The sequence below is a fragment of the Bacillus sp. C-3-6 genome, assembly GCF_054509685.1.
Genome location: NZ_CM137247.1, coordinates 4885393 through 4911676 on the forward strand (window position 1 = coordinate 4885393; position 26284 = coordinate 4911676).

25 protein-coding genes are annotated in these 26284 nt (G+C 35.2%); 2 read left to right on the forward strand and 23 right to left on the reverse strand.

Annotated elements, in window-relative coordinates; translation table 11 throughout:
* Positions 1-51 precede the first annotated feature (51 nt).
* From ACW0JX_RS25240 to ACW0JX_RS25345, 22 genes are all read right to left on the reverse strand, one after another.
* Positions 52-1767 (reverse strand): ABC transporter ATP-binding protein, encoded by a 1716-nt coding sequence (locus tag ACW0JX_RS25240; RefSeq protein ID WP_000944629.1) that lies wholly within the window; start codon positions 1765-1767, stop codon positions 52-54.
* A gap of 310 nt (positions 1768-2077) precedes the next feature.
* On the reverse strand, positions 2078-3280 hold the full coding sequence (locus ACW0JX_RS25245; protein WP_053563366.1) for a PDZ domain-containing protein: 1203 nt from the start codon (positions 3278-3280) through the stop codon (positions 2078-2080).
* A 91-nt stretch (positions 3281-3371) separates the two neighbouring features.
* Positions 3372-4808, reverse strand: a complete 1437-nt coding sequence (locus ACW0JX_RS25250) for a S41 family peptidase (protein WP_000830318.1) — start codon at positions 4806-4808, stop codon at positions 3372-3374.
* Between the two features lie 118 nt (positions 4809-4926).
* A complete protein-coding gene (gene ftsX / locus ACW0JX_RS25255; protein WP_000645028.1) occupies positions 4927-5820 on the reverse strand; it encodes a permease-like cell division protein FtsX in 894 nt (297 codons plus the stop codon).
* A complete protein-coding gene (ftsE, locus tag ACW0JX_RS25260) occupies positions 5810-6496 on the reverse strand; it encodes a cell division ATP-binding protein FtsE (RefSeq protein ID WP_000594319.1) in 687 nt (228 codons plus the stop codon). Before ftsE ends, ftsX begins: the two co-directional genes overlap by 11 nt.
* A 284-nt stretch (positions 6497-6780) precedes the next feature.
* The gene (cccB, locus tag ACW0JX_RS25265) at positions 6781-7104 is read right to left on the reverse strand and encodes a cytochrome c551 (RefSeq protein ID WP_000727975.1); all 324 of its coding nucleotides are present in this window, start codon (positions 7102-7104) and stop codon (positions 6781-6783) included.
* A 439-nt stretch (positions 7105-7543) separates the two neighbouring features.
* A protein-coding gene (gene prfB, locus ACW0JX_RS25270) for a peptide chain release factor 2 (protein ID WP_096001455.1) occupies positions 7544-8642 on the reverse strand; the annotation gives its coding sequence in 2 pieces (ribosomal slippage) (positions 7544-8569 and positions 8571-8642; 1098 coding nt in all).
* Between the two features lie 144 nt (positions 8643-8786).
* Positions 8787-11294 carry a preprotein translocase subunit SecA gene (gene secA, locus ACW0JX_RS25275; RefSeq protein ID WP_075717067.1) on the reverse strand — a complete coding sequence of 836 codons (2508 nt, stop codon included), beginning with the start codon at positions 11292-11294 and terminating at the stop codon, positions 8787-8789.
* A gap of 490 nt (positions 11295-11784) precedes the next feature.
* Positions 11785-12312, reverse strand: a complete 528-nt coding sequence (locus tag ACW0JX_RS25280) for a hypothetical protein (RefSeq protein ID WP_029948375.1) — start codon at positions 12310-12312, stop codon at positions 11785-11787.
* A 41-nt stretch (positions 12313-12353) separates the two neighbouring features.
* Positions 12354-12992, reverse strand: coding sequence for an ATP-binding cassette domain-containing protein (locus tag ACW0JX_RS25285; protein ID WP_459245187.1), 639 nt, complete (start codon positions 12990-12992; stop codon positions 12354-12356).
* 3 nt (positions 12993-12995) lie between these two features.
* Positions 12996-13751, reverse strand: a complete 756-nt coding sequence (locus tag ACW0JX_RS25290) for a hypothetical protein (protein ID WP_002094202.1) — start codon at positions 13749-13751, stop codon at positions 12996-12998.
* A gap of 71 nt (positions 13752-13822) precedes the next feature.
* Positions 13823-14518, reverse strand: coding sequence for a hypothetical protein (locus ACW0JX_RS25295; protein WP_459245188.1), 696 nt, complete (start codon positions 14516-14518; stop codon positions 13823-13825).
* The gene (locus ACW0JX_RS25300; RefSeq protein WP_000120050.1) at positions 14505-15293 is read right to left on the reverse strand and encodes a hypothetical protein; all 789 of its coding nucleotides are present in this window, start codon (positions 15291-15293) and stop codon (positions 14505-14507) included. Before ACW0JX_RS25300 ends, ACW0JX_RS25295 begins: the two co-directional genes overlap by 14 nt.
* A 31-nt stretch (positions 15294-15324) precedes the next feature.
* Positions 15325-15894, reverse strand: a complete 570-nt coding sequence (locus ACW0JX_RS25305; protein WP_459245189.1) for a hypothetical protein — start codon at positions 15892-15894, stop codon at positions 15325-15327.
* 117 nt (positions 15895-16011) lie between these two features.
* Entirely contained in the window at positions 16012-16494 is a 483-nt protein-coding gene (locus tag ACW0JX_RS25310) for a hypothetical protein (protein ID WP_459245190.1), read from the reverse strand.
* Positions 16495-16765: 271 nt separating this feature from the next.
* Positions 16766-17308: a ribosome hibernation-promoting factor, HPF/YfiA family gene (gene hpf / locus ACW0JX_RS25315; protein WP_000671193.1), complete on the reverse strand. Its 543-nt coding sequence runs from the start codon at positions 17306-17308 to the stop codon at positions 16766-16768.
* Positions 17309-17631: 323 nt separating this feature from the next.
* Positions 17632-17829, reverse strand: coding sequence for a cold shock protein CspC (cspC, locus tag ACW0JX_RS25320; RefSeq protein ID WP_001990088.1), 198 nt, complete (start codon positions 17827-17829; stop codon positions 17632-17634).
* Between the two features lie 126 nt (positions 17830-17955).
* Positions 17956-18660: a ComF family protein gene (locus ACW0JX_RS25325; protein WP_071713846.1), complete on the reverse strand. Its 705-nt coding sequence runs from the start codon at positions 18658-18660 to the stop codon at positions 17956-17958.
* Positions 18660-20009, reverse strand: a complete 1350-nt coding sequence (gene comFA, locus ACW0JX_RS25330; protein WP_459245191.1) for an ATP-dependent helicase ComFA — start codon at positions 20007-20009, stop codon at positions 18660-18662. The genes ACW0JX_RS25325 and comFA overlap by 1 nt, the downstream gene beginning before the upstream one ends.
* Positions 20010-20136: 127 nt before the next feature.
* Entirely contained in the window at positions 20137-21549 is a 1413-nt protein-coding gene (locus ACW0JX_RS25335) for a C40 family peptidase (RefSeq protein ID WP_459245192.1), read from the reverse strand.
* A 148-nt stretch (positions 21550-21697) separates the two neighbouring features.
* Positions 21698-22012, reverse strand: a complete 315-nt coding sequence (locus ACW0JX_RS25340) for a winged helix-turn-helix transcriptional regulator (protein ID WP_000400857.1) — start codon at positions 22010-22012, stop codon at positions 21698-21700.
* A 172-nt stretch (positions 22013-22184) separates the two neighbouring features.
* Entirely contained in the window at positions 22185-23027 is an 843-nt protein-coding gene (locus tag ACW0JX_RS25345) for a DegV family protein (protein WP_000684727.1), read from the reverse strand.
* A 236-nt stretch (positions 23028-23263) separates the two neighbouring features.
* Between ACW0JX_RS25345 and ACW0JX_RS25350 the strand changes: the two genes are divergently transcribed.
* Positions 23264-23899: a YigZ family protein gene (locus tag ACW0JX_RS25350; RefSeq protein WP_000926669.1), complete on the forward strand. Its 636-nt coding sequence runs from the start codon at positions 23264-23266 to the stop codon at positions 23897-23899.
* Positions 23900-23981: 82 nt separating this feature from the next.
* Positions 23982-25112 carry an LCP family protein gene (locus ACW0JX_RS25355; RefSeq protein WP_095690001.1) on the forward strand — a complete coding sequence of 377 codons (1131 nt, stop codon included), beginning with the start codon at positions 23982-23984 and terminating at the stop codon, positions 25110-25112.
* A 37-nt stretch (positions 25113-25149) separates the two neighbouring features.
* Here ACW0JX_RS25355 and wecB read toward each other — a convergent pair whose 3' ends face one another.
* Positions 25150-26265 (reverse strand): non-hydrolyzing UDP-N-acetylglucosamine 2-epimerase, encoded by a 1116-nt coding sequence (gene wecB / locus ACW0JX_RS25360; RefSeq protein WP_459245193.1) that lies wholly within the window; start codon positions 26263-26265, stop codon positions 25150-25152.
* Positions 26266-26284: the final 19 nt, after the last annotated feature.

The following is a 26284-nucleotide window of genomic DNA, read 5'->3' on the forward strand; positions in this document are numbered from 1 at the left end:
CATATGAGATTTTTACCTACTTATGGTGCACTAATTCAGTACAAATTATATTTACGAACTAAACTGAGCTTCGTATAACCTACTATATCCTCCGCCACGCTCAATTAATTCATCATGTGAACCTTGTTCTGCAATACCGTCTTTATTTACAACGACGATTCGATCTGCATTTTTAATCGTTGCAAGTCTGTGAGCGATAACTAACGTTGTACGACCAGCTGCTAATTCAGCAAGTGATTTTTGAATTGCAAGTTCCGTCTCAGTATCTAGTGCGGAAGTAGCTTCATCTAGTATTAAAATTGGCGGGTTTTTCAAGAACATACGAGCAATTGCTAGACGCTGCTTCTGTCCACCAGAAAGTTTTACACCACGCTCACCGATAACAGTATCTAAACCGTCTGGTTGTGAGTAAATTAAGTCTTCTAACTGCGCACGTTTTACTGCCTGCCAAATTTCAGCTTCTGACGCCTTTAAGTTCCCGTAAGCAATATTTTCACGAATTGTTCCTGAGAATAAGAACACATCTTGCTGCACAATTCCAATTTGCTTACGAAGTGAAGATAATGTCATATCTTTCGTATCAATTCCATCAATTTGAATCGATCCAGATGATTGCTCATAAAAACGTGGTAATAGGCTACATAACGTCGTTTTCCCAGCTCCTGATGGTCCAACGAACGCAACCGTTTCACCTGCATGTATGTTCAAACTAATGTCATTTAAAATCGGTTCTTTATTTTCATATCCGAACGTAATGTTGTTATATTGAATATCACCATGTACCTGTTTAACCTCCATTGCATCTTTAGAGTCTACAATGTCAGGCTCTGTTTCAAGAAGCTCTACATACCTTTTAAAACCAGCGATTCCTTTCGGATAGCTTTCGATTACCGCGTTAATTTTTTCAATTGGACGGAAGAAAATATTCGTTAATAGAACGAATCCGATAAATCCACCGTATGTTAATTCTCCTTGCAGAACAAACCATGTACCGCATATTAATACGAAGAGCGTTACGAGACGCATGAGCATATAACTAATCGATGAATTTAAAGCCATAATTTTATACGCCATTAATTTCGTTGTACGGAAACGAGCGTTGTTCACAGCGAATTGCTCTTTCTCAAACTTTTCATTTCCGAATGCTTGTACAACACGAATGCCCCCTACATTGTTCTCAATGCATGCATTAAAATCAGCAACATCTGAGAATAAACGTCTGAACGTACCTGTCATTTTTTTATTGAAGTAAAGCGCCAACCATAATAAGAATGGAATGACGAAGAACGTTAATAGCGCTAACTTCCAGTTGATCATCATCATAAATGAGAATGCCCCAACTAAAGTCATTACGGCGATAAATAAATCTTCTGGTCCATGGTGAGCAATTTCCCCAATTTCCATTAAATCGTTTGTAAGGCGCGAAATTAAATGACCTGTTTTATTATTGTCAAAAAATCTAAATGATAGCTTTTGAATATGATCAAATAATTTCTGCCTCATATCTGTTTCAATGTTAACACCGAGCATATGCCCCCAGTATGTAACAACATATTGTAGACCTGCGTTTAACATATAAACTGCGAGTAAACCGAAACAAGCCCATAAAATAAGCGTCCAGTTTTGCCCTGGCAATAACTTATCAATAAATTGATTTACGATAAGCGGGAAGCCGAGTTCTAATAATCCTGCGACAACCGCACAAGAAAAGTCGAGTATAAATAAACCTTTATACGGTTTATAGTACGAGAAAAATTTACGCAGCATATCTTACCTCCATTTTCCAAAATTAAAAAGACTCCCTAAATGATAACCATTATCAAATAATTATTCAAGTTATCCGTCTATGAAACTGAAAATAAGCTTTGCGATAGTTGTCGTTTTTTGCTGGAAAGTCGATATATTCGAATAATCGCCGATATATTTCGAGTTGCGCTGATATATTTGCAAAATCGCCGATATATTTCAAGTTACGCTGATATATTTGCAAAATCGCCGATATAAATTTCATTTACTAACTACCCTCCCCCCAAAAAACAAAAAAAGGTACCACCACAAGGTGATACCATTCCTTCTATTACATCGCTTCTGAATCCCACTCATGCTCCTGTTCAACGAATACAATACCTAATTCGTGATGTCCACCAGCATATAATGCAGTTTGTGCAAGACGAAGCTCACCATTTGTATCTAATACTTCTAATTTACAAAATGCTCCTGTCGTCTTCGTTTGAAGCGCATCATAGAATTCCTCGGCGCTTTTTGGAATGACTCCATTTACTTTCGTAATAATTTCTCCAGGCAGTAATTTCAGCTCTGCTCCAATTGTATTTGGAATTGTATCTAGTACAATGAGCCCATCATTGCGTGCAGCAAAATACGCTGGTCTTGTTTCATCGGCAATTTTCTCTTGCATCGAAATTGTGAAACGCCCAAGCATCGCGACTCCCATCGCGATAATTGCAAGTACGTGCCACCAGTAACTTGCGATTCCTAAAACGAGCACAAGTCCTGCTAATCCATAAACACGTCTTCCTGTAAATAATAAAGCTTCCGTCGGCTCATAACTTTTAATCTTTCTCATAAACCCAATTAAAAATGGAACGAGGAATAGAGAATATGTATTTGAACCTATTGAAACGACAGGCCACCATGAAATAAACTGCGTTACCGCATCACCCGGCACAAGAATAAAAATAGGAACGATCCATAAACGCTTTGATTCGTGTAAACCAATCTTTAATCCACGCTTCCCCTTCCTAATCTTCGGTGTAGAGTATCCTACCGCGTTTTTAGAAATCAATAAGCCTTCTACAATAAGCATAACGCCTAGTAAAATAGCAAGGGATACAATGGTACTCTCTTCACCTTCTCGAAGCTGTAAGAAGGAAACTGGTAGCTTAGAAGATAATAGAACACATACAATCGCAATGCTAAATGTATAAGCTGCCGATAAATATCGATACATAGCCGTTAATCCAAATAGTAATGTCCAAATTAAAATGGCCCATAAGCTTGCTTTAGAAACAACAAGTCCAAGCCCAATCGTAATAATAGATACTACTAATCCGTATCCAATCCCTGCAAATAGAGAGGTTCGCAGTTCAAACCAAATATCATAAACTTTAAAAGAAAAATCTTTTCGTTCTCTTAACATACGTAAGTATCCAACGAAGATACTACTTATTACAAATATATAGACAGCAGGGTGTAAGAAAAAACGTCCAACTGCCCGCATTATTTCAAAAATCCACGCCTCCACGAACTCATTCACCACCATTTATATCATTCTTTCTTTTTATATTATCACAACTAAACAAACGTTTGTTTAACACAAAAAAATACAGGCAGCAAACTGCCTGTATTTCTTCTTATTTTGCCATTAACTTTAATGCTGACTGTAATTGTAAATCATTTTCTCCAGAACGGATTTTTTCGATAATTTTAGTTTGAATCGCTTCAGCTGTCTTTTTATCAAGCTGTCCTGTCGCTTCCATCTCATTCGCATTTTGGAATGCTTTCAGCGCCGATTCTGTCTCTTTACTAAAGTATCCATCTTCACGACCTGGTACATACCCTAGGCTCTTAAGCATTTCTTGAGCATGTTTTACTTGTACATCATTTGAATTGTATGAAAGTGTTTTTTCAATTTGAATTGGTGTCGCATGATAATAATTTGGTTGCTTCACTTCTACTGTTGGTGCGATTCCTTTTTTATGAATCCAGTTCCCATCCGGTGTTAACCATTTAAACATTGTTAATTTAATGTTGCTGCCGTCTTTAAATGGAACAGCTTGCTGGACAGTACCTTTACCAAATGTTTTTTCACCAATTAAATCGTATCCTTCTCCTTCTTTCAGCGCACCCGCTAAAATCTCTGAAGCAGAAGCACTTCCATTATCAATTAATACTGAAATTGGATATGGTTTCCTCTCTTTCAGTTCCGTAGAGAATTTCTTCTTCTCACCATTTCGCTGCTCTACTTGTAGCATTGGCTTTTTATTCGTCATAATTTCCCCTAGTATATCTTCTACACTATTTAAATAGCCACCAGGATTACCACGCACGTCAATAACTAAGCCTTTTATATTTTTCTTCTCTAACTCTTTTAACTGATCCTTAAATTCCTTCGCTGTATTTTCAGCAAAAGAAGTGATTTGCATATAACCGATATCTTTTCCACTCTCTTGCTTCACAGAACTAAACACTGTAAAGATTGGAATCTTTTCACGCTTAATTTTAAATACAATCGGATCAGTTACTCCCGCACGTTTAATTTCAATTGCGACAGTCGTTCCCTTTTTACCACGAATTTTTAATACCGCTTCTTCACGTGATAAGTCTTTCACACTGTTTCCATCTACAGATAAAATTTGGTCATTCGGTTTAATTCCTATCTTTTCTGCTGGTGAACCTTTAATTGGCGATACGATAATAAGCTTATCGTCCGTCTTGTTCACCTCAGCCCCAATCCCCTCTAATTCAGGATCAAGCGATTCACTAAACTGTTTGGCTGTTTCTTTATCCATATACGTGGAATAAGGGTCCTTCAGCGTAGACAACATACCTTGTATTGCACCTTCAACTAACTTTTCATCTTTCACGTCTTCCACATAACGTGAATCAATTAGTGCATACGCCTCATTAATTTTTGCCAAATTCCCTTGCGCAGTGCTAGCATTCCCACTCGAAATTGTTTGCGTTACTTCTGCTGGGGTAACCCCAAATACAGACATGCCTGCAAACATTCCGCCAGCACCAATTAAAAATGCAACAACCATTCCAATAATTGCAACTCTACGTTTCAATGCGGAATTCCCCTTTCCAAAACACACAGGTGGTGTAGCAAAAGGCATCACACAGTGTGTGATGCCTTTACCTATTTCTACTATATGATAAGCTTGTACGAATTATGTTTGCAACTTTTTATACTTTTAAGAAGCGACGAATTGACATTACACTTCCCCACATACCGATTAAAGCACCGATTAACACTAGTAAACCAGCTAATTGGAATACGAAAGGACTGTATGGTAGAAGCTCGAAAATTGTTCCGCCAAGTTTTTCGTTAAACACACCTTGCAACGAATTATACGTAACTAGAATTAGGCCAATTGGAATAATTGATCCTAATACTCCTAAGAATAATCCCTCTAGCAAGAATGGCCAACGAATAAACCAGTTTGTTGCACCAACAAGTTTCATAATTTCAATTTCTGTACTACGAGCATAAATTGTAATTTTAATTGTATTAGAGATTAAGAACATCGCTGTGAATAAAAGACCAGCAATTAACGCAATCCCAATGTTACGACCAGTTTTTACAGTATCAAATAATCGTTCAACTTGCCCTTTTCCGTACTGAACATTACTGACAAACTGCATTTTTTCAACTTTCTTCGCGATTGTCGCTGTATCTGTTGGTTCTTTTGCTTTTACAACGAATACGTTTTTAAGTGGGTTATCTTGTTCAAATAACTCAAACGTTTTTCCACTATCACCTAAGCTTTTAATTAAACGTTTTAACTCTTCTTCTTTAGAAGAATATTTAATAGAATCTACTTTTGCAATCTTACTCATATCTTCTTCTAATTTCTTTTGATCCGCTTCTTTTGCAGCTGGATCAATGTGTACACGAATCTCTACATCTTGCTCTACTTTCGTCGCAAAATGGTTCATATTCATAATCGCTGTTAAAAAGACACCTACAAGTAATAATGTAACTGTTACTGCACTAACAGAAGCAAATGTCATCCATCCGTTACGTGATAGATTCTTTACACCTTCTCGCAAATGTCGACTAAGGGTCTTAGCCTTCATATCCGTATCCTCCCTCAATCTCATCTCGAACAATTTTTCCGCCTTCAATCGCGATTACACGATGACGGATTGTATTTACGATATCTGCATTATGCGTCGCCATAACGATCGTTGTGCCGCGCTCATTAATGCGAGTAAAAATATTCATAATATCAAGAGCTGTTTCAATATCTAAGTTACCTGTTGGCTCATCGGCAATTACAACCTTTGGTCTATTTACAATTGCTCTTGCAATAGCCACACGTTGTTGCTCCCCGCCCGAAAGCTCACTTGGAAGTGCGTCTGCACGATCTTCAAGGCCTACAAGACCTAGAACTTCTGTTACACGCTCACGAATTGCATCCGGTTCTTCTTCAATTACTTCTAAAGCAAACGCAACATTCTCATATACCGTTAATTTAGGTAGCAATTTAAAATCTTGGAAAATTACGCCTAATTGACGACGAAAATACGGAACGTCTCTTTCTGCCAATGTTTCGATAGTAAGTCCATTTACATTAATAGATCCTGTAGATGGTTTCTCTTCACGATACATCATTTTAATAAATGTAGATTTTCCGGCTCCACTCGGTCCAACTACGTATACGAATTCACCTTGTTTAATGTTAACTGTAAGACCAGCAATGGCTTTCATACCATTCGGGTACTCCTTATAAACATTCGTCATTTTTATCATTATTTATCACCCAATACTTAATGATTTTTTTCGAAATACTTTTCTGTACATCTGAAAATAAAAGACATCCTTCATTTTCACTTATTCATCCTTGTTGAAGGTAGTTTACTTATGCTTTCTCATAAGCAATACCACTCTATGTAATATATTTCAGCAAAATTCTACAAACCCCATTGTAACATCAAACGGTTTCCAATTTGGATACATTTTTGTTACAGTTATGTTACATTCCAGAAAAAGGAAAACGAGTTGAATATATTATCAACTCGTCCATTTCACCTTTTTTATTTATGTTCTGCTAACCATTCAGATACTTTTTTCGCATCTTCACCTTGAATAAGTCCTGGTGACATTGAACCGCGGCCTTTTTTAATAATCTCTTCGATATCTGCGGCGTCGTACTTACCGCCCACTTTTCTTAAATCAGGTCCAGTTGCCCCTGATAAATCTGTTGCGTGACATCCAGCACAACTTCTTTGGAAAATTTGTTCTGCGCTGTCTGTGCTTGCAGACTGTTTCGAAGACTTACTCTCTTCTTTATTTCCGCATGCTCCTAAAGTAAAAACAACCGATGTCCCTAGCGCAATAGCCAACAATTTCTTTTTCACTTCTATCGCTCCCCATTGTTGATATTCTTTTTATTCCTAACACACTCATTTTCATTATAAGCATTATCTTTATATAGAAAAACTAAGGTGTATTTCATATTCCTCAAAAATACAGTGAGAACCTTGATAAAATAAAGCTTTCATAAGTTGTTTCAATTCTGTGAACAACTTAAAAAACTTCTATAAAGAATCCTTTTTAAAAGGAAAATTAGAAAAGTTCTATATAAATCTTCACCCTATTACCGCTCTATTTTACTATTCTCTACTTTTTACAAAACAATATACAGCATTGTAATCTACATATAATCCCATCAAAAAGAGAAGTTGTCGTTTCCAACTTCTCTTCCTCTTTACTTCATCTATAAAAATAAAATCAAATGCCTTATATCCTCTATATCCTCAGCATGCGCCAACAATTTTGTTGGCTTTTTTTCGCTTATTAGATGCGAGAACGTAAGTAAGCATCAATAAATGGATCAATCTCTCCATCCATAACTGCTTGTACGTTACCAACCTCCGTATTTGTACGGTGGTCTTTTACAAGAGAATACGGGTGGAATACGTAAGAACGGATTTGGCTACCCCATCCGATTTCTTTCTGTTCCCCACGGATTTCATCTAATTGTGCCTGTTGCTCTTCTAGTTTCTTTTGATATAATTTCGCTTTTAACATCTTCATCGCATGCTCACGGTTTTTAATTTGTGAACGCTCTGACTGACACGTTACAACTGTATTTGTCGGTGTATGTGTAATACGAACTGCTGAATCTGTCGTATTTACGTGCTGCCCACCCGCTCCACTTGCGCGGTACGTATCAATTTTTAAATCTTCTGTACGTACTTCGATTTCAACTTCATCATTGAACTCTGGTACAACTTCACAAGATACAAACGATGTATGACGACGACCTGAAGAATCGAATGGTGAAATACGTACAAGACGATGTACACCTTTCTCTGCTTTTAAGTAACCGTAAGCGTTATGACCTTTAATTAATAAAGTTACACTCTTAATACCAGCTTCATCACCTGGTAAATAGTCAACCGTTTCTACTTTAAATCCACGTTTTTCAGCCCAACGTGTATACATACGTAATAACATAGAACCCCAGTCTTGTGACTCAGTTCCACCTGCACCTGGATGTAATTCTAAAATCGCATTATTTTTATCATAAGGATCACTTAATAGTAACTGAAGCTCATACTCATTCATTTCTTGAATTAAGCCTTTTACTTCTGATTCTAATTCCTCATGTAAATCTTCATCATATTCTTCTTTTAAAAGCTCATGCGTTACTTCTAAATTTTCGAACGTCTCATCTAACTGACGGAAACTTCCAACCATATCTTTTAACGCATTCGCTTCATTAATTACAACTTGTGCGCCTTGTTGGTCATCCCAAAATCCTGCGCCCATCATTTTTTCTTCTAATTCTGCAATTTGGTTCTCCTTAGTAGGGAGGTCAAAGAGACCCCCTAAAAGCCGCTAATCGCTTAGCCATTTTCTCTAATTCCTGTCTAATTTCTACTAATTCCATTTCCTTCACCTCTATGTAATTGCTGTTACTTTCGTATGAAAACAAGGGAAACTCTCTCCACTTATTACGGAGAGAGTTTAATTCTTCTTAATTATACATTTTTGATATAAAAGTTTGCAAAGCAGCCAAAGCTACCGCCCTATATTACTGAACAATACCACAGCAGTTTTTATATTTTTTACCGCTACCACATTTACATAAATCGTTGCGGCCCACTTGGTCACCTTTTACAACTGGCTTTTTCTTCGCTTCTTCGCCATCGCTAGATGGATGAACAGCTTCACCTTGAACAACTTCTTGACGTTCTAAGTTTTGTTCAATTTCAGCTTTCATAATGTAACGAGAAATTTCCTCTTCAATAGAAGCAACCATTGACTCGAACATCGCGAATCCTTCCATTTGGTACTCACGAAGTGGATCAATTTGACCGTAAGCACGTAAATGAATACCTTCACGAAGGTGATCCATCGCATCAATATGCTCTGTCCATTTCGTATCTACAACGCGGAATACAACAACCTTCTCAAACTCACGCATTTGCTCTTCTGGCATAAGCTTTTCTTTGTCATTATAACGCTCTATTAATTTCGCGATAATCGGTTCGCTCATTTCCTCAGGAGCAAGGCGACGTAATTCTTCTTCTTTTATGTCTCCTTCTTGAAGAAGGTTTGTATTTAAGTAGTCAACAAGACCTTTAATGTTCCAATCCTCTTCAATTTCCTCTTGTGTATGAAGCGCAACAGCACGTTCTACTGTAGATTTCATCATACCTTCAATAATGCCACGTAAGTTTTCCGATTCCATTACTTCTTGACGTTGCTTATAAATAACTTCACGTTGCTGACGAAGTACATCATCGTATTGTAATAACTGCTTACGTGCATCATAGTTATTTCCTTCAACACGTTTTTGTGCAGACTCTACCGCACGAGAAACCATTTTACTTTCAATTGGCTGAGAATCATCCATACCAAGACGATCCATCATTGCTTTCATATTATCTGAACCAAATCGGCGCATTAATTCATCTTCCATTGATAAGTAGAACTGCGTCACACCAGGGTCCCCTTGACGACCAGCACGACCACGTAACTGATTATCAATACGACGGCTTTCATGACGTTCTGTACCGATAACTGCTAGACCGAAGATTTTCACATCATCTCCAAGCTTAATATCTGTACCACGACCAGCCATATTCGTTGCAATCGTTACAGCACCTTTCATACCAGCTTCTGCAATGATATCTGCTTCACGCGCATGGTTTTTCGCATTTAAGATGTTATGACGTACACCTTTACGCGTTAACATTTTTGAAATAAGCTCTGAAGTTTCAATTGCAACTGTACCTACAAGAATAGGTTGCCCTTGTTTATGACGATTTACAATATCCTCAACAACTGCATTGAACTTACCTTCCATTGATTTAAAGATTAAATCGGCACGATCATCACGAATAATCGGTTTGTTTGTTGGAATTACGATAACATTCATATTGTAAATACTACGGAATTCTTCTTCTTCCGTTTTCGCTGTACCAGTCATACCAGATAACTTTTCATACATACGGAAGTAGTTCTGGAATGTAATTGTCGCAAGCGTCATACTCTCATTTTGAATTTCTACACCTTCTTTTGCTTCAATCGCTTGGTGTAATCCTTCGCTATAACGACGACCTTTCATAAGACGACCAGTAAATTGGTCTACAATTACGATTTCGCCTTCTTGTACAACATAATCTGTATCACGGTGCATAACAACGTGTGCACGAAGCGCCTGATTAATATGGTGAAGAAGTGCTACATGTTTTAAATCGAATAAGTTTTCAATATGGAAAGCTTTCTCTGCTTTCGTAATACCATCTTCTGTTAACATTACATTTTTCGTTTTCACATCAAATGAATACTCTTTTTCATTTTCTAACGTACGAACGAATGCATTTGCAAACATGTATAGCTCTGTTGATTTTTGAGCTTGTCCCGAAATAATAAGCGGCGTACGCGCTTCATCGACTAAAATAGAATCGACTTCATCGATAATAGCAAAGTGAAGTGGACGTTGAACGCACTGCTCTTTATATAAAACCATGTTATCACGTAAGTAATCGAATCCAAGCTCATTATTTGTACTATACGTAATATCAGCAGCATAAGCCTCTTGTTTCTCTTCGCGTGACATATGGTTTAAGTTAATTCCTACCGTTAAGCCAAGGAACTCATGAAGTTGTCCCATTTCGTTCGCATCACGTTGTGCTAAGTATTCATTGACTGTAACAACGTGAACACCTTTTCCTGTTAAAGCATTTAAATATACAGGTAATGTAGATGTTAACGTTTTACCTTCACCCGTTTTCATCTCAGAAATATTCCCTTCATGTAAGGCAATACCACCCATTAACTGTACGCCATATGGACGCATTCCAAGAACACGAGTTGCCGCTTCGCGAACAACTGCAAAAGCTTCAGGTAGTAGATCATCTACTGTTTCACCTTTTGTTAGACGTTCTTTAAATTCAAGCGTCTTGCCTTTTAATTGTTCATCAGTTAGTGGCTTAATAGATGACTCTAATGCATCAATTTGCTCAACTGTCTTTTGCATACGTTTAATTTGGCGTTGGTTTACATCAAACACCTTTTTTAAAATACCGATCATAGGAAATACGCTCCTCTTTTATTAAAATAAAACTTCCGATTGTTTTTCTTTTTCTCTATTACAATCAGTCGTTGTAAAAATCAAATGTATGTTATGCCAATTTTTCTCCTAATTAAAAAACTAAAATGTATATACCTAATGATAATTGTAACACTTGTCTTATAACTATGACAACAATCGGCCGAATGTCAGGCCTTATATTCAAAAAAGTTTTCATTTCATTTGTTCCAACAAACTAATATGTCTTTTCTCTATCCCTCTATTGCAAATTCCGTATTAAATATCCCACTTTAAAAGAGGATAATCGAAGGAAATCTATTAGTTTTAAATGAACAATTACAAAAAGTCGGAAATTCCGCAGGTGCAGCATCCATAGATACTTACACCTGCGAAACAACTCCGACTTTAAACGATACTGTTATGTTGCAAGATCTACTCAACCACAGCAAAAAACACCCTTAAAATATATCTGGATCAATCACGAATTTTATTAATTTATTGGTATTTCTAATTCATGATATTTCCCTTTCTTATCCTTCATAAAAGAAATAAATTTCACCTTAGTTGATTCATTTGAAAAGTTTTTATAATTTTTATAAGGGTCATCTCCTATAAAATAATTTGTCCCTATATATCCTCGTACTGTTTTACCAGCAGGTATTACAGGATCAAACTGATATTGTTTAGGTAACTCCATTGCATACGGAATTACATTATAAAACTCGCCTATTTTAGAATAAAACAATGTATCGGAAATAGACTCATTACTAAGCAAGTTAATATCCCGATTTGTTGTATTTGTAATATTTAAAGGTAAAACATACGTCACTACTTCACGGTCTTCATAAGGATCATAAACTTTTGTAGGATCAAGAGGATCAAGAGCATGAAACGTAACTCCTTGTCCATCTTCAAAAGTTCTATTAGATAAAAATTCATCTTTTACCACTTTATAAGATTCATTATTTAGATTTAATGTTTTAAATCTAAATAAACTAGCAAATATACATAGCAACAGACACAATCCAATGATTATTAAGACATGATTTCTTGTCACTCTTAATCTACCAACTTTCCATTATTAACATGTACAATGCGATCTACTATACCATTATCCAGGACATGCACATCATGACTAGCTACTATAATAGTCGTTCCTTTAGATTTTTCTACTTCCAAAATATCTAAAACATCTTTTATCCCATCACTATCTAAAGCATTAGTTGGCTCGTCTAATAACAATAATTTTGGTTGTTCCATTAAAGCTTGCGCTATCCCTAAACGTTGTTTCATACCTAAAGAGTATCTTTTATACTTTCTCTTATCTGTTTTATCAAGTCCAACCCTCTGAATAATATTATAAATTTCCTCATCAGAAATTTTATTATTAATCGATGATAAAAATTTCAAGTTCTGAAAACCAGTATACGCTGGAATAAAACTTGGATATTCAATCAGTATCCCCATAGAATCAGGGAATTCCCTTTGTTTTCCAATTGTTTCGTTGTCTACATAAACAACTCCAGAATTCAAACGCATTAACCCTGATATAGCGCGTAAAATCATCGTTTTACCAGAGCCATTATGCCCCTTCAAAACTAAAAATTCGCCTTTTTTTACTGACAAATTAATATTATCTAACACAATATTTCCTTTTAATCTTTTCGTCATACATTCACATTTAATATAATTGTCCATAAATTATTCACCTATCACATCTAGTTTTTTAAAACAAAAACTACCTAATAAAATCATTACAACAACAATTACTACCCCTATTAGGAGTAAATCATTCCATTGAATAGATTGATTATTACCTAAAGTCAATTGAATTGAACTGTGATCAACAAAATACCAACGATTTGGCATAACAAAAGAGCCTAAAAAATAAATACTATGAAAGAAAATAGACAAAAACAGGTACAACAACATTAGTACAAAAACAATAGTTATTGGTATATAAAACGTTAAAAACTCAAAAATCAAAGCTAATAAAAAGCTTATAATTATTTGAATTAGCATAGTACCTAATATTTTATAAGAAAATTGACTATATAAAGAACTCTCGCCAAAAGTAAGCAAATAGTACACCGTAAACCAAATAAAATACATAACAACCCAAATACAAACTATGTAAAAAAACAAAGATAGCATTTTCGTTAACCACAGAAAATGCTTCTTCTTAACACGAGGAAATAAATAAACACCATTCTGTTGAATATCTGAAAAAGCAAAATTCCCTACAAGCAACAAAGGAGTGATTTGAAAGAATATCCAATAAAAAGGAATAGAAAATCGCCCCTCCTTATAAAAATAAGATAAATCCACAAAGTCTACTCCATGAAAAAATCGATAAAAGGTAACATCTACTAATACAGATTCTTTACCATTACTAAGAGGCTGATTGTATAAAAAAGCAATTGCAATAATAGCGTAAATTAAGAATAAAAAAGCCATTATCTTTCTGGAATCTCGAAACCTTACATGTAAATCTCTTTTTAACAAATAATATAAGATCATAATGTAAACTAGATCACCTCTGTCTCATCATTCATAGAAATATAACTTTTTTTAGATAAAATCCATACACTTATAAAAAAGATAAAAAAACAGCCAAATAAGCGTATAAATAAACCAGTAGCATCTTCAAACACATTTATATAAAAAGCATTTGTAAATAAAGATCCATGTAATATAAATCTATCTAATAAAACAGCAGTAATCATACATATTATTACAAGTAAACTAGGTAAAAATAATTGCAATAAAGCACTTATCATACATATAAAAACACTCGCAAATAATTGAATGCAAAATAATAATGGATAATTTACATCAACACTAGTTACAGCCATCCTATTTGACATCAAAAACAACTGTAAAATCATACTCCCAGCAAAAAAGGAAACAAAAACGAATAACTTTATATAATATATGGAAACTAATTTCAATACATTATTCACTCTGTAAACAACATAAATACTAAAAAAATTCGACATAGAATATACAGAAAAAACAATTGTTAAAGGAATAAATATAGTCGACAAATTATAAAACGACATAACCTTATACAAAGTTTCCAATTCGTTCATTTTCTCTTTTACAATGCCCTGTTCAAAATAATTGAACAAGCAACCAATGATACTAACATTAAGTAAAAAGAGAATACTTAACCCAACATATTTCATCCTTATAGTTTCTTTCATTACATTATAAAAGAACATGCTTCCTACTCCCCCGTAAATAAAGAACTACAGAACAAAACCAAATACATAACAGGACACTAAGAAAAATTTGCAATTCAAAAAAGCCGAAATCTTTAATTAAATAATCTTTAGGATTGAGAATCCCTTTTCCAATACCAAGCCAAAAAATATGTAAAACAAATGGAACTAAATAAATAAAATAAACTCGTTTTATAAAAAACGAAATTGATAAAGCCAAACTCGAAAAAACCGCACCGTATAAACTATTTAAAAATACATACATTAGAAAATATAAAGTAGGATACTCATAATAAACCGTATTAAATTGAGCTGTTGGTGAAACAGTAGCCGCCATATAATTTAATATCGGATGCGGAGCAACTGTCGGATAAGTCATCGCATATAAATAAAAATGAAATAGTAAAGGGACACTTATAATAAAAAAAGATACTATAAAATTAATACAATAAAGTAATCTAAAATAATGACGCGTTCCCATCTTAGAAATGACAGGATAAATAAATCCATAATTTTTATCAATTCTATAAATCCCAGCTACAGCCATTGCAGAAATCATAGGAAATATAAGTAGATAAAATTCACTATAAAATGGTAATCTATTAAAATGTAAAATGTTAGATAAATATGGAGATACCTTTATAATCCCAGCATCATTAAATCCTTTCGTTGTTACACACATAGCAATATATTGAGCAATGACAATTACTAACATAATAAATACAGACAACCAAAACATCCTACCTTTTAAAATCCTTCCTAAAAAGTAACTCATCTACAACTCCTCCATAAACCATTAATGAAATTTAAATCTTTTTTAATATGAACAGTTGATCCGCAACACCATAACATTTATTTTCTTTATTTAACCAAATGTAACGAAAAGAAACATTTGCTCTCTCTCCTTCAAATTTAGGAAACTCAACTTCATACTGATAAACATCATTTGTACCTTTTCTTTTTACACTCTTAACTTCTTGTTTCCACTGAATTATTTTTCCATCAATTTGTTCAATCCGTCCCAAAAGATACGTTGGTTTTTTCTTATTCGTCACACCCGTTAAAAAAACATAATAATTTTCTGGTATAACTCCTGACTTTAATTTTTTATTTGAAAGCTTATCCTCTATTAAGCTATCATTTCTTTCTATTTGACCTTGAAAGAAATCATGACCATTTTCACTTTTTAAAAACACTTGTTCAACAATAGTATTTTTCTTAACTTCTTGTAACTGAATACTTTTCAAATTATCTTTTTCCGTTAAAGTATCTTCAATATTTACAATCGGTTCATCTACTTTCTTTTGACAAGAAACTAAGAAACTAATACTCAATATAAAAAAACAAACTAAAATATATCTTGAGATAAACCTCATTACAACTCCTCCTATTTTAAAAATGAAATAGCAGGAAAAGCCGTATAATCAAGACTCGGAACTATACGACTTTTTCTAGTACTACACAATAAATAATTTCAATTTATAATTTCTAAATCAATATTCAGTGTAAGGTCCACTCGGTCTTACACTATCAGGACTCCAAGCAGTAGGATAAGCATTATTTTCTCTAGAATAACCACCAAATCTCACAGGTACATTTTTTCCATAGTTTTCATATGCGTAATTTTGGAAAAGATACGTTTTACCTGGTTTCACCGTTCCTTCATGCTTACCCGACTCACCTGAAACATTTACCCAATCTCTATTACCTTTACCTTTATTTTTATCAGCTTCTGTCCAAACGTTAAAAGAACCACCGCCCTTCTCACTACTCTTTACACGCATATACATAGAAGTAGGTGTCTCTTTAGGACGTGCATTAGTAAAATCATATGCATTCCAAAGTCTAAAGGTAAATTCTACATAATCATCCTTTGTATCAGCCTTAGCAGGTTCGGTTAAAGCAAAAGTACTAGCTAAAATACCTAACGATAAAACAGATCCAAACATAAAACGACTTTTTTTCTTAATGCTCACTAAAAGCACCTCCGATAATTTGTAGCATTATATCGATTTTATTTTTTTACTAAAGAAACAAAGTAAATCTATATAATGCGATTTAAAGATAACAAAAGCAAAATACACTATCAATTGATTCCAGAAAACTTAATATTTTATTTACAATTATAAAATATTGTTAAATTAAACAAAATTAGTATACTCCTAACAAGTACATACTTATGGAGATAATCACATTCAAAATCTCAGTACAAAAAAGCGCAGCCATTTCGGCTGCGCTTTTGAATTATTATTTAGTTTCGATTAAACCGTATTTCCCATCTTTACGGCCATATACAACATTAGTTTCATTTGTATCAGCATTTGTGAAGACGAAGAAATTATGTCCTAGCATATCCATTTGTAGGATCGCTTCTTCAACGTCCATCGGTTTTAAATCGAATCGTTTTGTACGTACAAGTTCTAATTCATCCTCTTCTACCGCATCCAGAACAGCTACTGCTTCTGGAAGGATAAAGTTCGTTTTCACAGAACCTTTCTCACGTAACTTACGATTTACCTTTGTTTTATGTTTACGAATTTGTCGCTCAAGTTTATCAACTACTAAATCGATAGCAGCGTACATATCGCTATTAGTTTCTTCTGCACGAAGTAATAAATCAGTAAATGGTATTGTTACCTCGACACGTTGCTTGTCAGAGTATACTTTTAAATTAACTTTAATCTCTGGGAATGTATCAAAATAACGCTCTAACTTACTTAGTTTTTTCTCTACATATTCCTTTAATGCTGGAGTTACTTCAATATTTTCACCACGAATGTTGAATTTCATAGATGAATTCCTCCTTTCAAGCCTATGTACTATAATTTCGACACTGGCTTAAAAACTCCTTCTAACTTTTTTAAAAAAATTAGTGGAATTGCGATTTTTTTATCGTTTTTTGTTGAAATGAAAAGATGCATCGTTTCTATCTTTATTTTATCCTATTAACATCGTGAATAACGAATATAACTGTGGACAATTCGTTACAGAAAAGAAACAACTTTTTGACAACTTACCCTATAACAAAAAACCCCTTGCGAAAAACAAGGGGTTCTACTACATATATATAACGTTGCCACAAACGCAGCTTTCTCTTCCCAAAACAATATCCCCTACAGTTTCACAACATTAGCTGCTTGTGGTCCACGTGCTCCATCTACAATGTCAAACTCTACTTGTTGTCCTTCTTCTAATGACTTATACCCATCTTGTTGAATAGCAGAAAAATGGACAAATACATCGTCACCATCTTCACGCTCAATAAACCCAAATCCCTTTTCCGCATTGAACCATTTCACTCTTCCTTGCATGTTCATTCCATTCCCTTCACTCTAAAAATCAGGGCATTCGCCCCATATTTTGACTATAACGAATGACAACATATGAAGTCAAAGAAGACTTATCGCCTTTTTATTATCCCTTTCGACACTGCCATATTAACTTCTACAAAGTGTCAAACTAGATACTTCCCTCGCCCCTCTTTCATATAACAAACTTCCGATTTGCCTAACTGTAATTCCAGTCGTATACACATCATCAACGAGTAAAATATGTTGCCCAGAAAACATCTCTTCTCCCTGAAAATAAAAAGGATTGCTCCCTGACACCCTTTCTTTACGTGTCTTCTTACTTTGCTTTTCTGTTTCCCTTCTTCTTAATGATGGATAAGAAATTTTGACAGGTAAACAAGTTGCTAATAACTCAGCTTGATTAAAACCACGTTCAACTTCCCTTTCCTTACTAAGCGGAACAGCGATAACGGTTGAAACATTAGCAAAATACTTTTGAAATAAACTTCGAAAAGGACGATAAAAAATGCGCACTAACTCTGCATCCCCCCGAAACTTAAACTGCGCTACTATTTCTTTCATCTCATCATCATACATATATAACGAACGGTTTTTAAAAGAACGATATTTCGCCTCTTTCATCCACCTTAGACAATCTATACAAATACCGTCTTCTTGAAATGAGGCAGGAACATATTCTAAAGGCCGCCCACACTCCATGCAAATTTCTCCTATAATATAGGAAAGTTTCTGCTCACATCTATCACATATATATTTTCTATGACACTTTACAAAAAAATTGTACCAACTAACCGTTTCTACAAAACACTCATCACAAAGTAAACAATGCATTAATCGATCAATCCTTGTTCTTTCGCATTTTTATTCATACCTTGAATATGTTTTTTCGCGCGCACCATCGCCTCTGTCTTACCATAGTGAAAATAAACGACCTCTCCATACGGTGCTTCAAAGCTCCGCCCTGCTCGGCCCGCAATTTGTACGAGTGCACTTTCTGAGAATATTTCTTCTTCCGCCCCTAAAACCGCTACTTGCAAATTTTTTACTGTTACGCCTCGCTCTAAAATTGTCGTTGTAACTAATAATGGGATTTCTCCTTTTCTGAAAGCCGCTACTTTTTCTTTTCTACCCGGATCTTCTGCATGTACACCTTCAATTCGCTTGTTTAATGACTTTAACAACAGGCTTATCTCTTCTATATATCGCACATGGGGGACAAATAAAAAAATAGGATATTTTTTATTTAAGTACGTTTGTAACCACTGTAGTAAAACTCGAGGAATTCTTTTATGAACGAGGCTTTTTTTCCAATTCCCGCACCAACAAAATAAAGGAACTGGCAAAGGATGACGGTGATATCGTCCAGAAACAATAACACCTTTTTGTTCACCTTTTCTAAATTTTCGCTTCCACGTTTCATCTGGAGTCGCAGTTAAATAAATACGCGCCGCTCTTTCTTTCATCGCTTGTTTTACCGCGTACTGTAACATTTGATCTGCACAATATGGAAAAGCATCTATCTCATCTACAACCATGACATGAAACGCCCTATAATAACGCAATAATTGATGCGTGGTTGCAACGACTAGTACTGCATCTTTTTCTTTATCCACACTCCCTCCATATAAAGCCGCTACCTTTATATATGGAAATACTTCTTGTAATCTCGGTGCTAATTCTAGAACAACATCCGTTCTCGGCGTTGCGATACAAACTCTTTCTCCTTTTTGAAGCGCTTCGTTAATACCGTAAAACAACATCTCTGTTTTCCCAGCCCCGCATACAGCCCAAATAAAAAATGATTCTTTTCGCTTAATAGCCTCTATAACTCCTTGCGCCGCCAAATTCTGACCAGTAGACAACGTTCCGCTCCACCGTAACAAGTTTAAATTCTTTTCTCTCTTTCTTTCAGCAATCCCGCGAACAAGTAAAGCACATTCACTTACCCTCCCCATCGTTATACACTTCCGGCAATATGTGCACACTTTACTGCATCTTTTACATAAAAACGAAGCAAATAGCCGCTTTTCTATATTTCCACAGCGCTGACATACATATTTAGAAGCCTTCTTTTTTACACCTTGTACACACACGACCTCTCCCTTCTTTTTCAAATCATTTAATTCCCTCTGTAAATCTGAAGAAAGTTCGTCTAATAGCAACTGTTTCCCCGCTAGCATCGACAATCACCTCCAGCACTACTATAAACCCTTCTTCAAATCCCGTAAAAACTCAAAAAAGTCGATAACCTACTTATAAAATAGTAAGCTATCGACTTTATACACGTTTTTTATTCTTTTATAAATCCTAGAATCGACCGTAACCTAAGAAATGTTTTTGGTTATATGAGCTGTTGATATCACCGTACGCAATTCCTTTATCACTAGCATGAATCATTTGACCATTACCAACGTAAATACCGATGTGAGATGGACCTGCTTTATAAGTACCTTGGAAGAATACTAAGTCTCCTGGTTGTGGGCTACCTACTTTAGAAACTGAGTTCCAGTAACCTGCAACGTCTTGACGACCTACACCAAAAATGTAAGAAATGAATCCACTACAATCAAAACCACCGTTTGATGGAGATGCACTTCCCCAAACATATGGTAAACCTAAGTAGCTTTGCGCTTTACCAATTACGCCACCCACATTTGGAGCTGGCTTTTTCTCTTCTTGTTTAGGTGCTTCTTTCTTAGGCTCTTCTTTTTTTGGTTCCTCTTTTTTAGGTTCTTCTTTTTGAACTTGTCCACCATTGTTTGCTGGTGCAGCTTGCTCTGCAGGTGCTTGTGCTGGTTGAGCTTGCGCAGCTTTAGCAGCTTGCTCTGCTTGTTTTTGAGCAGCAGCTTCTTGTGCAGCTTTTGCTTGTGCTTCTTCTTCGGCAATGCGTTGTAATTGTAATGCTTGTTTCTCAAGCTCTTTCAATTGACCTTCCGTACTTGTCATTGAAGTTACAACTGTATCCATTTTACCGCTTAAATCGTTTACCGCTGTTGCTTTTTTCTCTTTTTCAGCGTCAAGTTCTTTCTTAGCAGTTTCAATTTGAGCTTGTGCTTCTTTTAATTCTTTTTGTTTTTCTTTTACCGTTGCAACATCTTTTTTCACACTAGCTTGGTCTTCTTGTTGTGTTTTCATGATATCTTCATCAGACTCAAGAATTTTAGAAACAGAAGTTAAACGATCAACTAAATCTGCAACGTTTTTAGAGTTTACAAGAACTTCTGTTACAACGTTCGTATTTGGCTGTTCTTGAAGTGCAACTAAACGCTTTCTTAATAACTCTTCACGTTTTGCAATCTTCGTTTGTAATTCTGCAATATCTTTATTTTTCTTTTCAATTAATTGCTCAGTATCAGAAACTTTTTTCGTTGTTTCATCAAGCTTTGCAGCATTCTCTTGAACAGACTTATCTAAACCTTGAATTGTTTTGTTTAAGTCATTCATTTGTTTTTGTAATTCATCACGTTCTTGTTGTTGTTTATGTAAAGTGTCATTTTGTGTATTAATTTGTGATTTCACGTCAGAAATTTTATCTTCTGCAAATACATTTGGTGTTAGCCCTGAAAACATTAACCCTGCAACTAATGCGCAAGATGCCATTTTTAGCTTTTTCATTTTATTTTTTACACCGCTTTCTTTTTTCTTTTTCCGTATATAACCTATAAAATTTATACCATAATTCGGGATTTTTTTTGCTAATGTTACGTTTTTGTAAAACAAATGTAATATTATATGTAGCTCTAGCGCAAAATTCGTATATTTTTGTATGTGTGTGTAGAAATTTTCATACTTTTCTTACTTCTATAAACAAAGAAAAAACGTAAGGAATCCCTTACGTTTTATTAAATATACGAATACAAATGAAATGCTACTTCATCCATTTCTCAGCCCAATTTTGGACCTCATCCATAACACTTTCTAACGCTTTTCCCTTGTCAGTTAAGCCATACTCGATTCGAACTGGTACTTCTGGATAGACATTACGAACTACAATGCCCTCGCTTTCCAATTCCTTCAAACGCTCTGACAACATACGATCGCTCATATTTGGGATAATATCTGCGATTTCTCTAAAACGTTTCGACTCTTCAAGCAAAGATTTAATAATTAAGCCAGTCCACTTCTTACTAAGCAGAGTAAAAGCTGACTCAAACTTTGGACATAAACAAGAATTATGCTCCATATGTTTCACCTCTCTTCCATTATAATATAGTTTCTTGTAAAAAGTAAGTTATAAAACTTTCCTCATTATTTTATTTTACGTACATTTTACCATTTCCAAATATTAACTTGTCAACTAAACGTAACATACCCGTAAAAAAACCCTCTTAAAAAGAGAGCTTTTTATATCTTTATTACTTCGTATACCATCCAAGACCTAATGCACCTTCACCTAAGTGCGTACCAATTACAGCTCCAAAATAACCTGTACGAATTGTGACGTGAGGATATTTTGCTTCTAATTCTTTCTTCCATTCATTCGCTTCCTCTTCACGTTGCGCATGAATGATAACTGCTTCCATAGGTACACCTTTACTTGCTTGCTCATCAAAAATTTCAATGATACGTTTTAATGCTTTTTTACGTGTACGAATCTTTTCAAACGGAATAATGATTTTATCTCTAAAATATAAAACTGGTTTCACTTGTAACAGACTGCCGATGAAAGCTTGCGCGCTATTTAATCGACCACCACGTTGTAAATGATGTAAATCATCAACTACAAAATAGGCGTCCATCGTTTTCTTCATTTCATCAAAACGAGCAATAATCTCTTTTGGACTCTTTCCTTCACTTGCTAACCTTGCACCTTCACGCACATAAAATCCTTGTACTTCACAACTAATTTCAGAGTCATACGTGTATACATCAATACCCTCTACCATCTGTCCAGCTGTCGTTGATGTTTGATATGTACCACTAATTCCACTTGATAGGTGAATACTAATAACTGCATCATAATCTTTAGCTAGTTCTTCATATAGCTCAACAAACTTTCCGATTGCTGGTTGAGAAGTTTTTGGAAGTTCCTCTTGTTCACGTACTTTCACATAAAAATCATCTGCTGAAATTTCAGCTTCTTCTTGATAAGATTCTGTTCCAAACACAACGTTTAATGGAATCATATATATATTGAGTTCATCACGGATTTGCTTCGGTATATATGCTGTACTATCAGTAACAATAGCTATTTTCATTTTCGTACCTGCCTTATAAAAAGTTTTATTTCCTAATTTTACACGAAAACTACAAATGGTGCATCCATACAGGGAAATGCCGGTTGAAATTATACTCACCATCTCGACAAATTACAACAAAAAGATAAAATACTCACCAAAAACTTCAGCCTATTTAGAAAAAATGTTTGAATATAAAAAGGCTCGCTTTTAAAATGGAAAGTACTAGTCATTTTGATAGATAGGGGCGTATACAAGTGCTATTACAATATTTAACAATCAAAGACTACGGCGAACACGAAATCGTCATTCAAAAATCAAGATTTATTTGTTATATTAGCCGAGCAACGACTGAGGAAGAGGCTCAAGAATTTATACAAAAAATAAAAAAACAGCATTGGAATGCAACACATAATTGTTCCGCTTATTTAATTGGCGAACAAGATCATATTCAAAAAGCAAATGATGACGGCGAGCCTAGCGGTACAGCTGGCGTACCAATGCTAGAAGTACTAAAAAAACGTGGGCTAAAAGATACCGTCGTTGTCGTAACACGCTATTTTGGTGGCATTAAACTTGGCGCAGGTGGATTAATTCGTGCATATGGAAAGTGTACAAGCGAAGGCATTAATCATGTCGGTGTTGTCCAGCGAAAACTAATGCGTGTGATGCAAACCGAGATTGATTACACATTACTTGGCAAAGTGGAAAATGAATTACGCAATTCAAAATATGCCATTAAAGATATACATTATCTAGAAAATGTCACATTTGATACGTATGTAGAAGAAGACGGCAAACAAGCATTTACAGATTGGATGATTGAATTAACAAACGGGAAATGTACAATTACAGAAGGAGATATGTTGTACTTAGAACAAGATGTTATCTAAGCATAACTCTTTTATCACCTTCAAAGATTAATGTAGTGAATTACTTCCCTACAAATGAACTAACGAACTAAGGAGATTATATATGGAAGAACGTTATTATCATCTCCAAAATAGCAGAATAAAAAAGAAGCGAAGAAGGAAACTTTTCTTCTTCCTTATTTTCGCATTTTTATTTGGCAGTATAGGAGTTTATGTGTTAAATTCTTACTCTTCTCTTATGGGGATGTATAGTGGTTTTACTCGTGAAAAATCGGATTTAAGAAACGAAGATGTACAAATTACAAAGGAACCTTTTACAATTCTCATTATGGGTATAGAAGATTATGCGACAGATGGTCAAAATGGTCGTACAGACTCATTAATGTTTGCAACAATCAATCCGAAAACTAAAAAGGTTTCACTTATGAGCATTCCTCGTGATAGCCGCGTTCCGATTGTTGGAAAGGGAAAAGAAGACAAAATTAATGCCGCCCATGCTTACGGCGGAGAAGAAATGGCAATCAAAACTGTCGAAGGTTTTCTAAAAGTTCCTGTAGACCATTATATTAAAATTGATTTCCAAGGCTTTAAAGGTATCGTTGATGCTGTTGGCGGTGTTACCGTTGACGTACCCTTCGATTTCTGGGAGCGCTCTGACGTGGATTACTACAAAAAAATTCAATTTAAGCAAGGTCAGCAAAACTTAAACGGTGAAGAAGCACTTGCTTACGTCCGTATGCGAAAACAAGATCCAAATGGCGATTATGGTCGAGCTGCTAGACAAAGACAATTACTAGCCGCTGTTGCCCAAAAGTTAAACTCCACCTCTACTGTATTTAAAATTAAAGATTTAACAGCTGTCGTTGGAAAATATATAAAAACCGACATTCCTATTTCAGACGGACTTGCTCTTTACAATAAACTTTCTGGATTTGATCCTTCTACAATGCAAACGTTAAAGCTTGAAGGCGAAGACAAAAAGATAGGCGGTATTTATTACTTCCTTCCAGATCCAATCAGTGTAGAAACGGTGCGTAACGAAATTGAAAAAGAATTAGGGGAAAAAGCAAAAAATCCAACTACAAAAAACAACTCAAACCCTGATTCAAATTCAAGTTCTAATTCTAATTCTAACGAACAAGCAAAAAAAGAAACAAACCAAAATAAAACACCAACTGATCCGCCACCTTCTACAAATGCTCATGCAGAGTGGATTATGCGCAATCAGCCGTAACAAAAAGGCCCAATCTATCCGATTGGGCCTTTTTTATTTACTTATTAAAGTGTTGTAAAATCGCTTCTACAATGCGCTCTGATGCACGACCATCACCGTAAGGGTTAGATGCTTTCGCCATCTTATCATGAGCTTCTTTATCTGATAACAACTCATCTGCAAGACCAAAGATTGTCTCTTCGTCTGTTCCTGCTAATTTCAGCGTACCTGCTTCAATACCTTCAGGGCGCTCTGTTGTATCACGAAGAACAAGAACTGGTACCCCAAGTGATGGAGCTTCTTCTTGTACACCACCAGAATCCGTTAACATTAAGTATGAACGAGCTGCAACATTGTGGAAATCAATTACATCTAGCGGCTCAATTAAATGAATACGATTATGTTCACCTAAAATTTCATTTGCTATTTCACGAACAACAGGGTTCATATGAACAGGGTACACAACTTGTACATCTTCATGCTTATCAACAAGACGCTTAATTGCACGGAACATATTACGCATAGGTTCACCTAAGTTTTCACGACGGTGAGCTGTCATAAGTACAAGACGATCATTTCCAAGTTTCTCTAGTACAGGATGACTATATGTTTCTTTTACAGTCGTTTGCAACGCGTCAATCGCTGTATTTCCTGTGATGAAAATACGTGACTCATCTTTATTTTCCTTCTGTAAGTTCGTTGCTGATTTTGCTGTTGGTGAGAAATGAAGATCCGCCATTACACCTGTTAATTGACGATTCATCTCTTCTGGGTATGGAGAATACTTATCCCACGTACGAAGGCCCGCCTCAACATGACCTACTGGAATTTGATTATAAAAAGCAGCTAAGCTTGCAATAAATGTTGTTGTTGTATCACCATGTACAAGTACAATATCCGGCTTCGCTTCTTTCATTACTTTATCCAAACCTTCTAAACCGCGTGTTGTAACATCAATTAAAGTTTGGCGGTCTTTCATGATATTTAAATCGAAATCTGGCGTAATTCCAAAGATATTTAATACTTGATCTAACATTTGGCGATGCTGTGCTGTTACAGTCACAAGCGATTCAATTTTTTCTGGGTGTTTTTGCAACTCTAATACAAGAGGTGCCATTTTAATTGCTTCTGGACGTGTCCCGAAAATTGTCATTACTTTTAAACGTTCAGTCATGTGATTGCCTCTTTTCTTT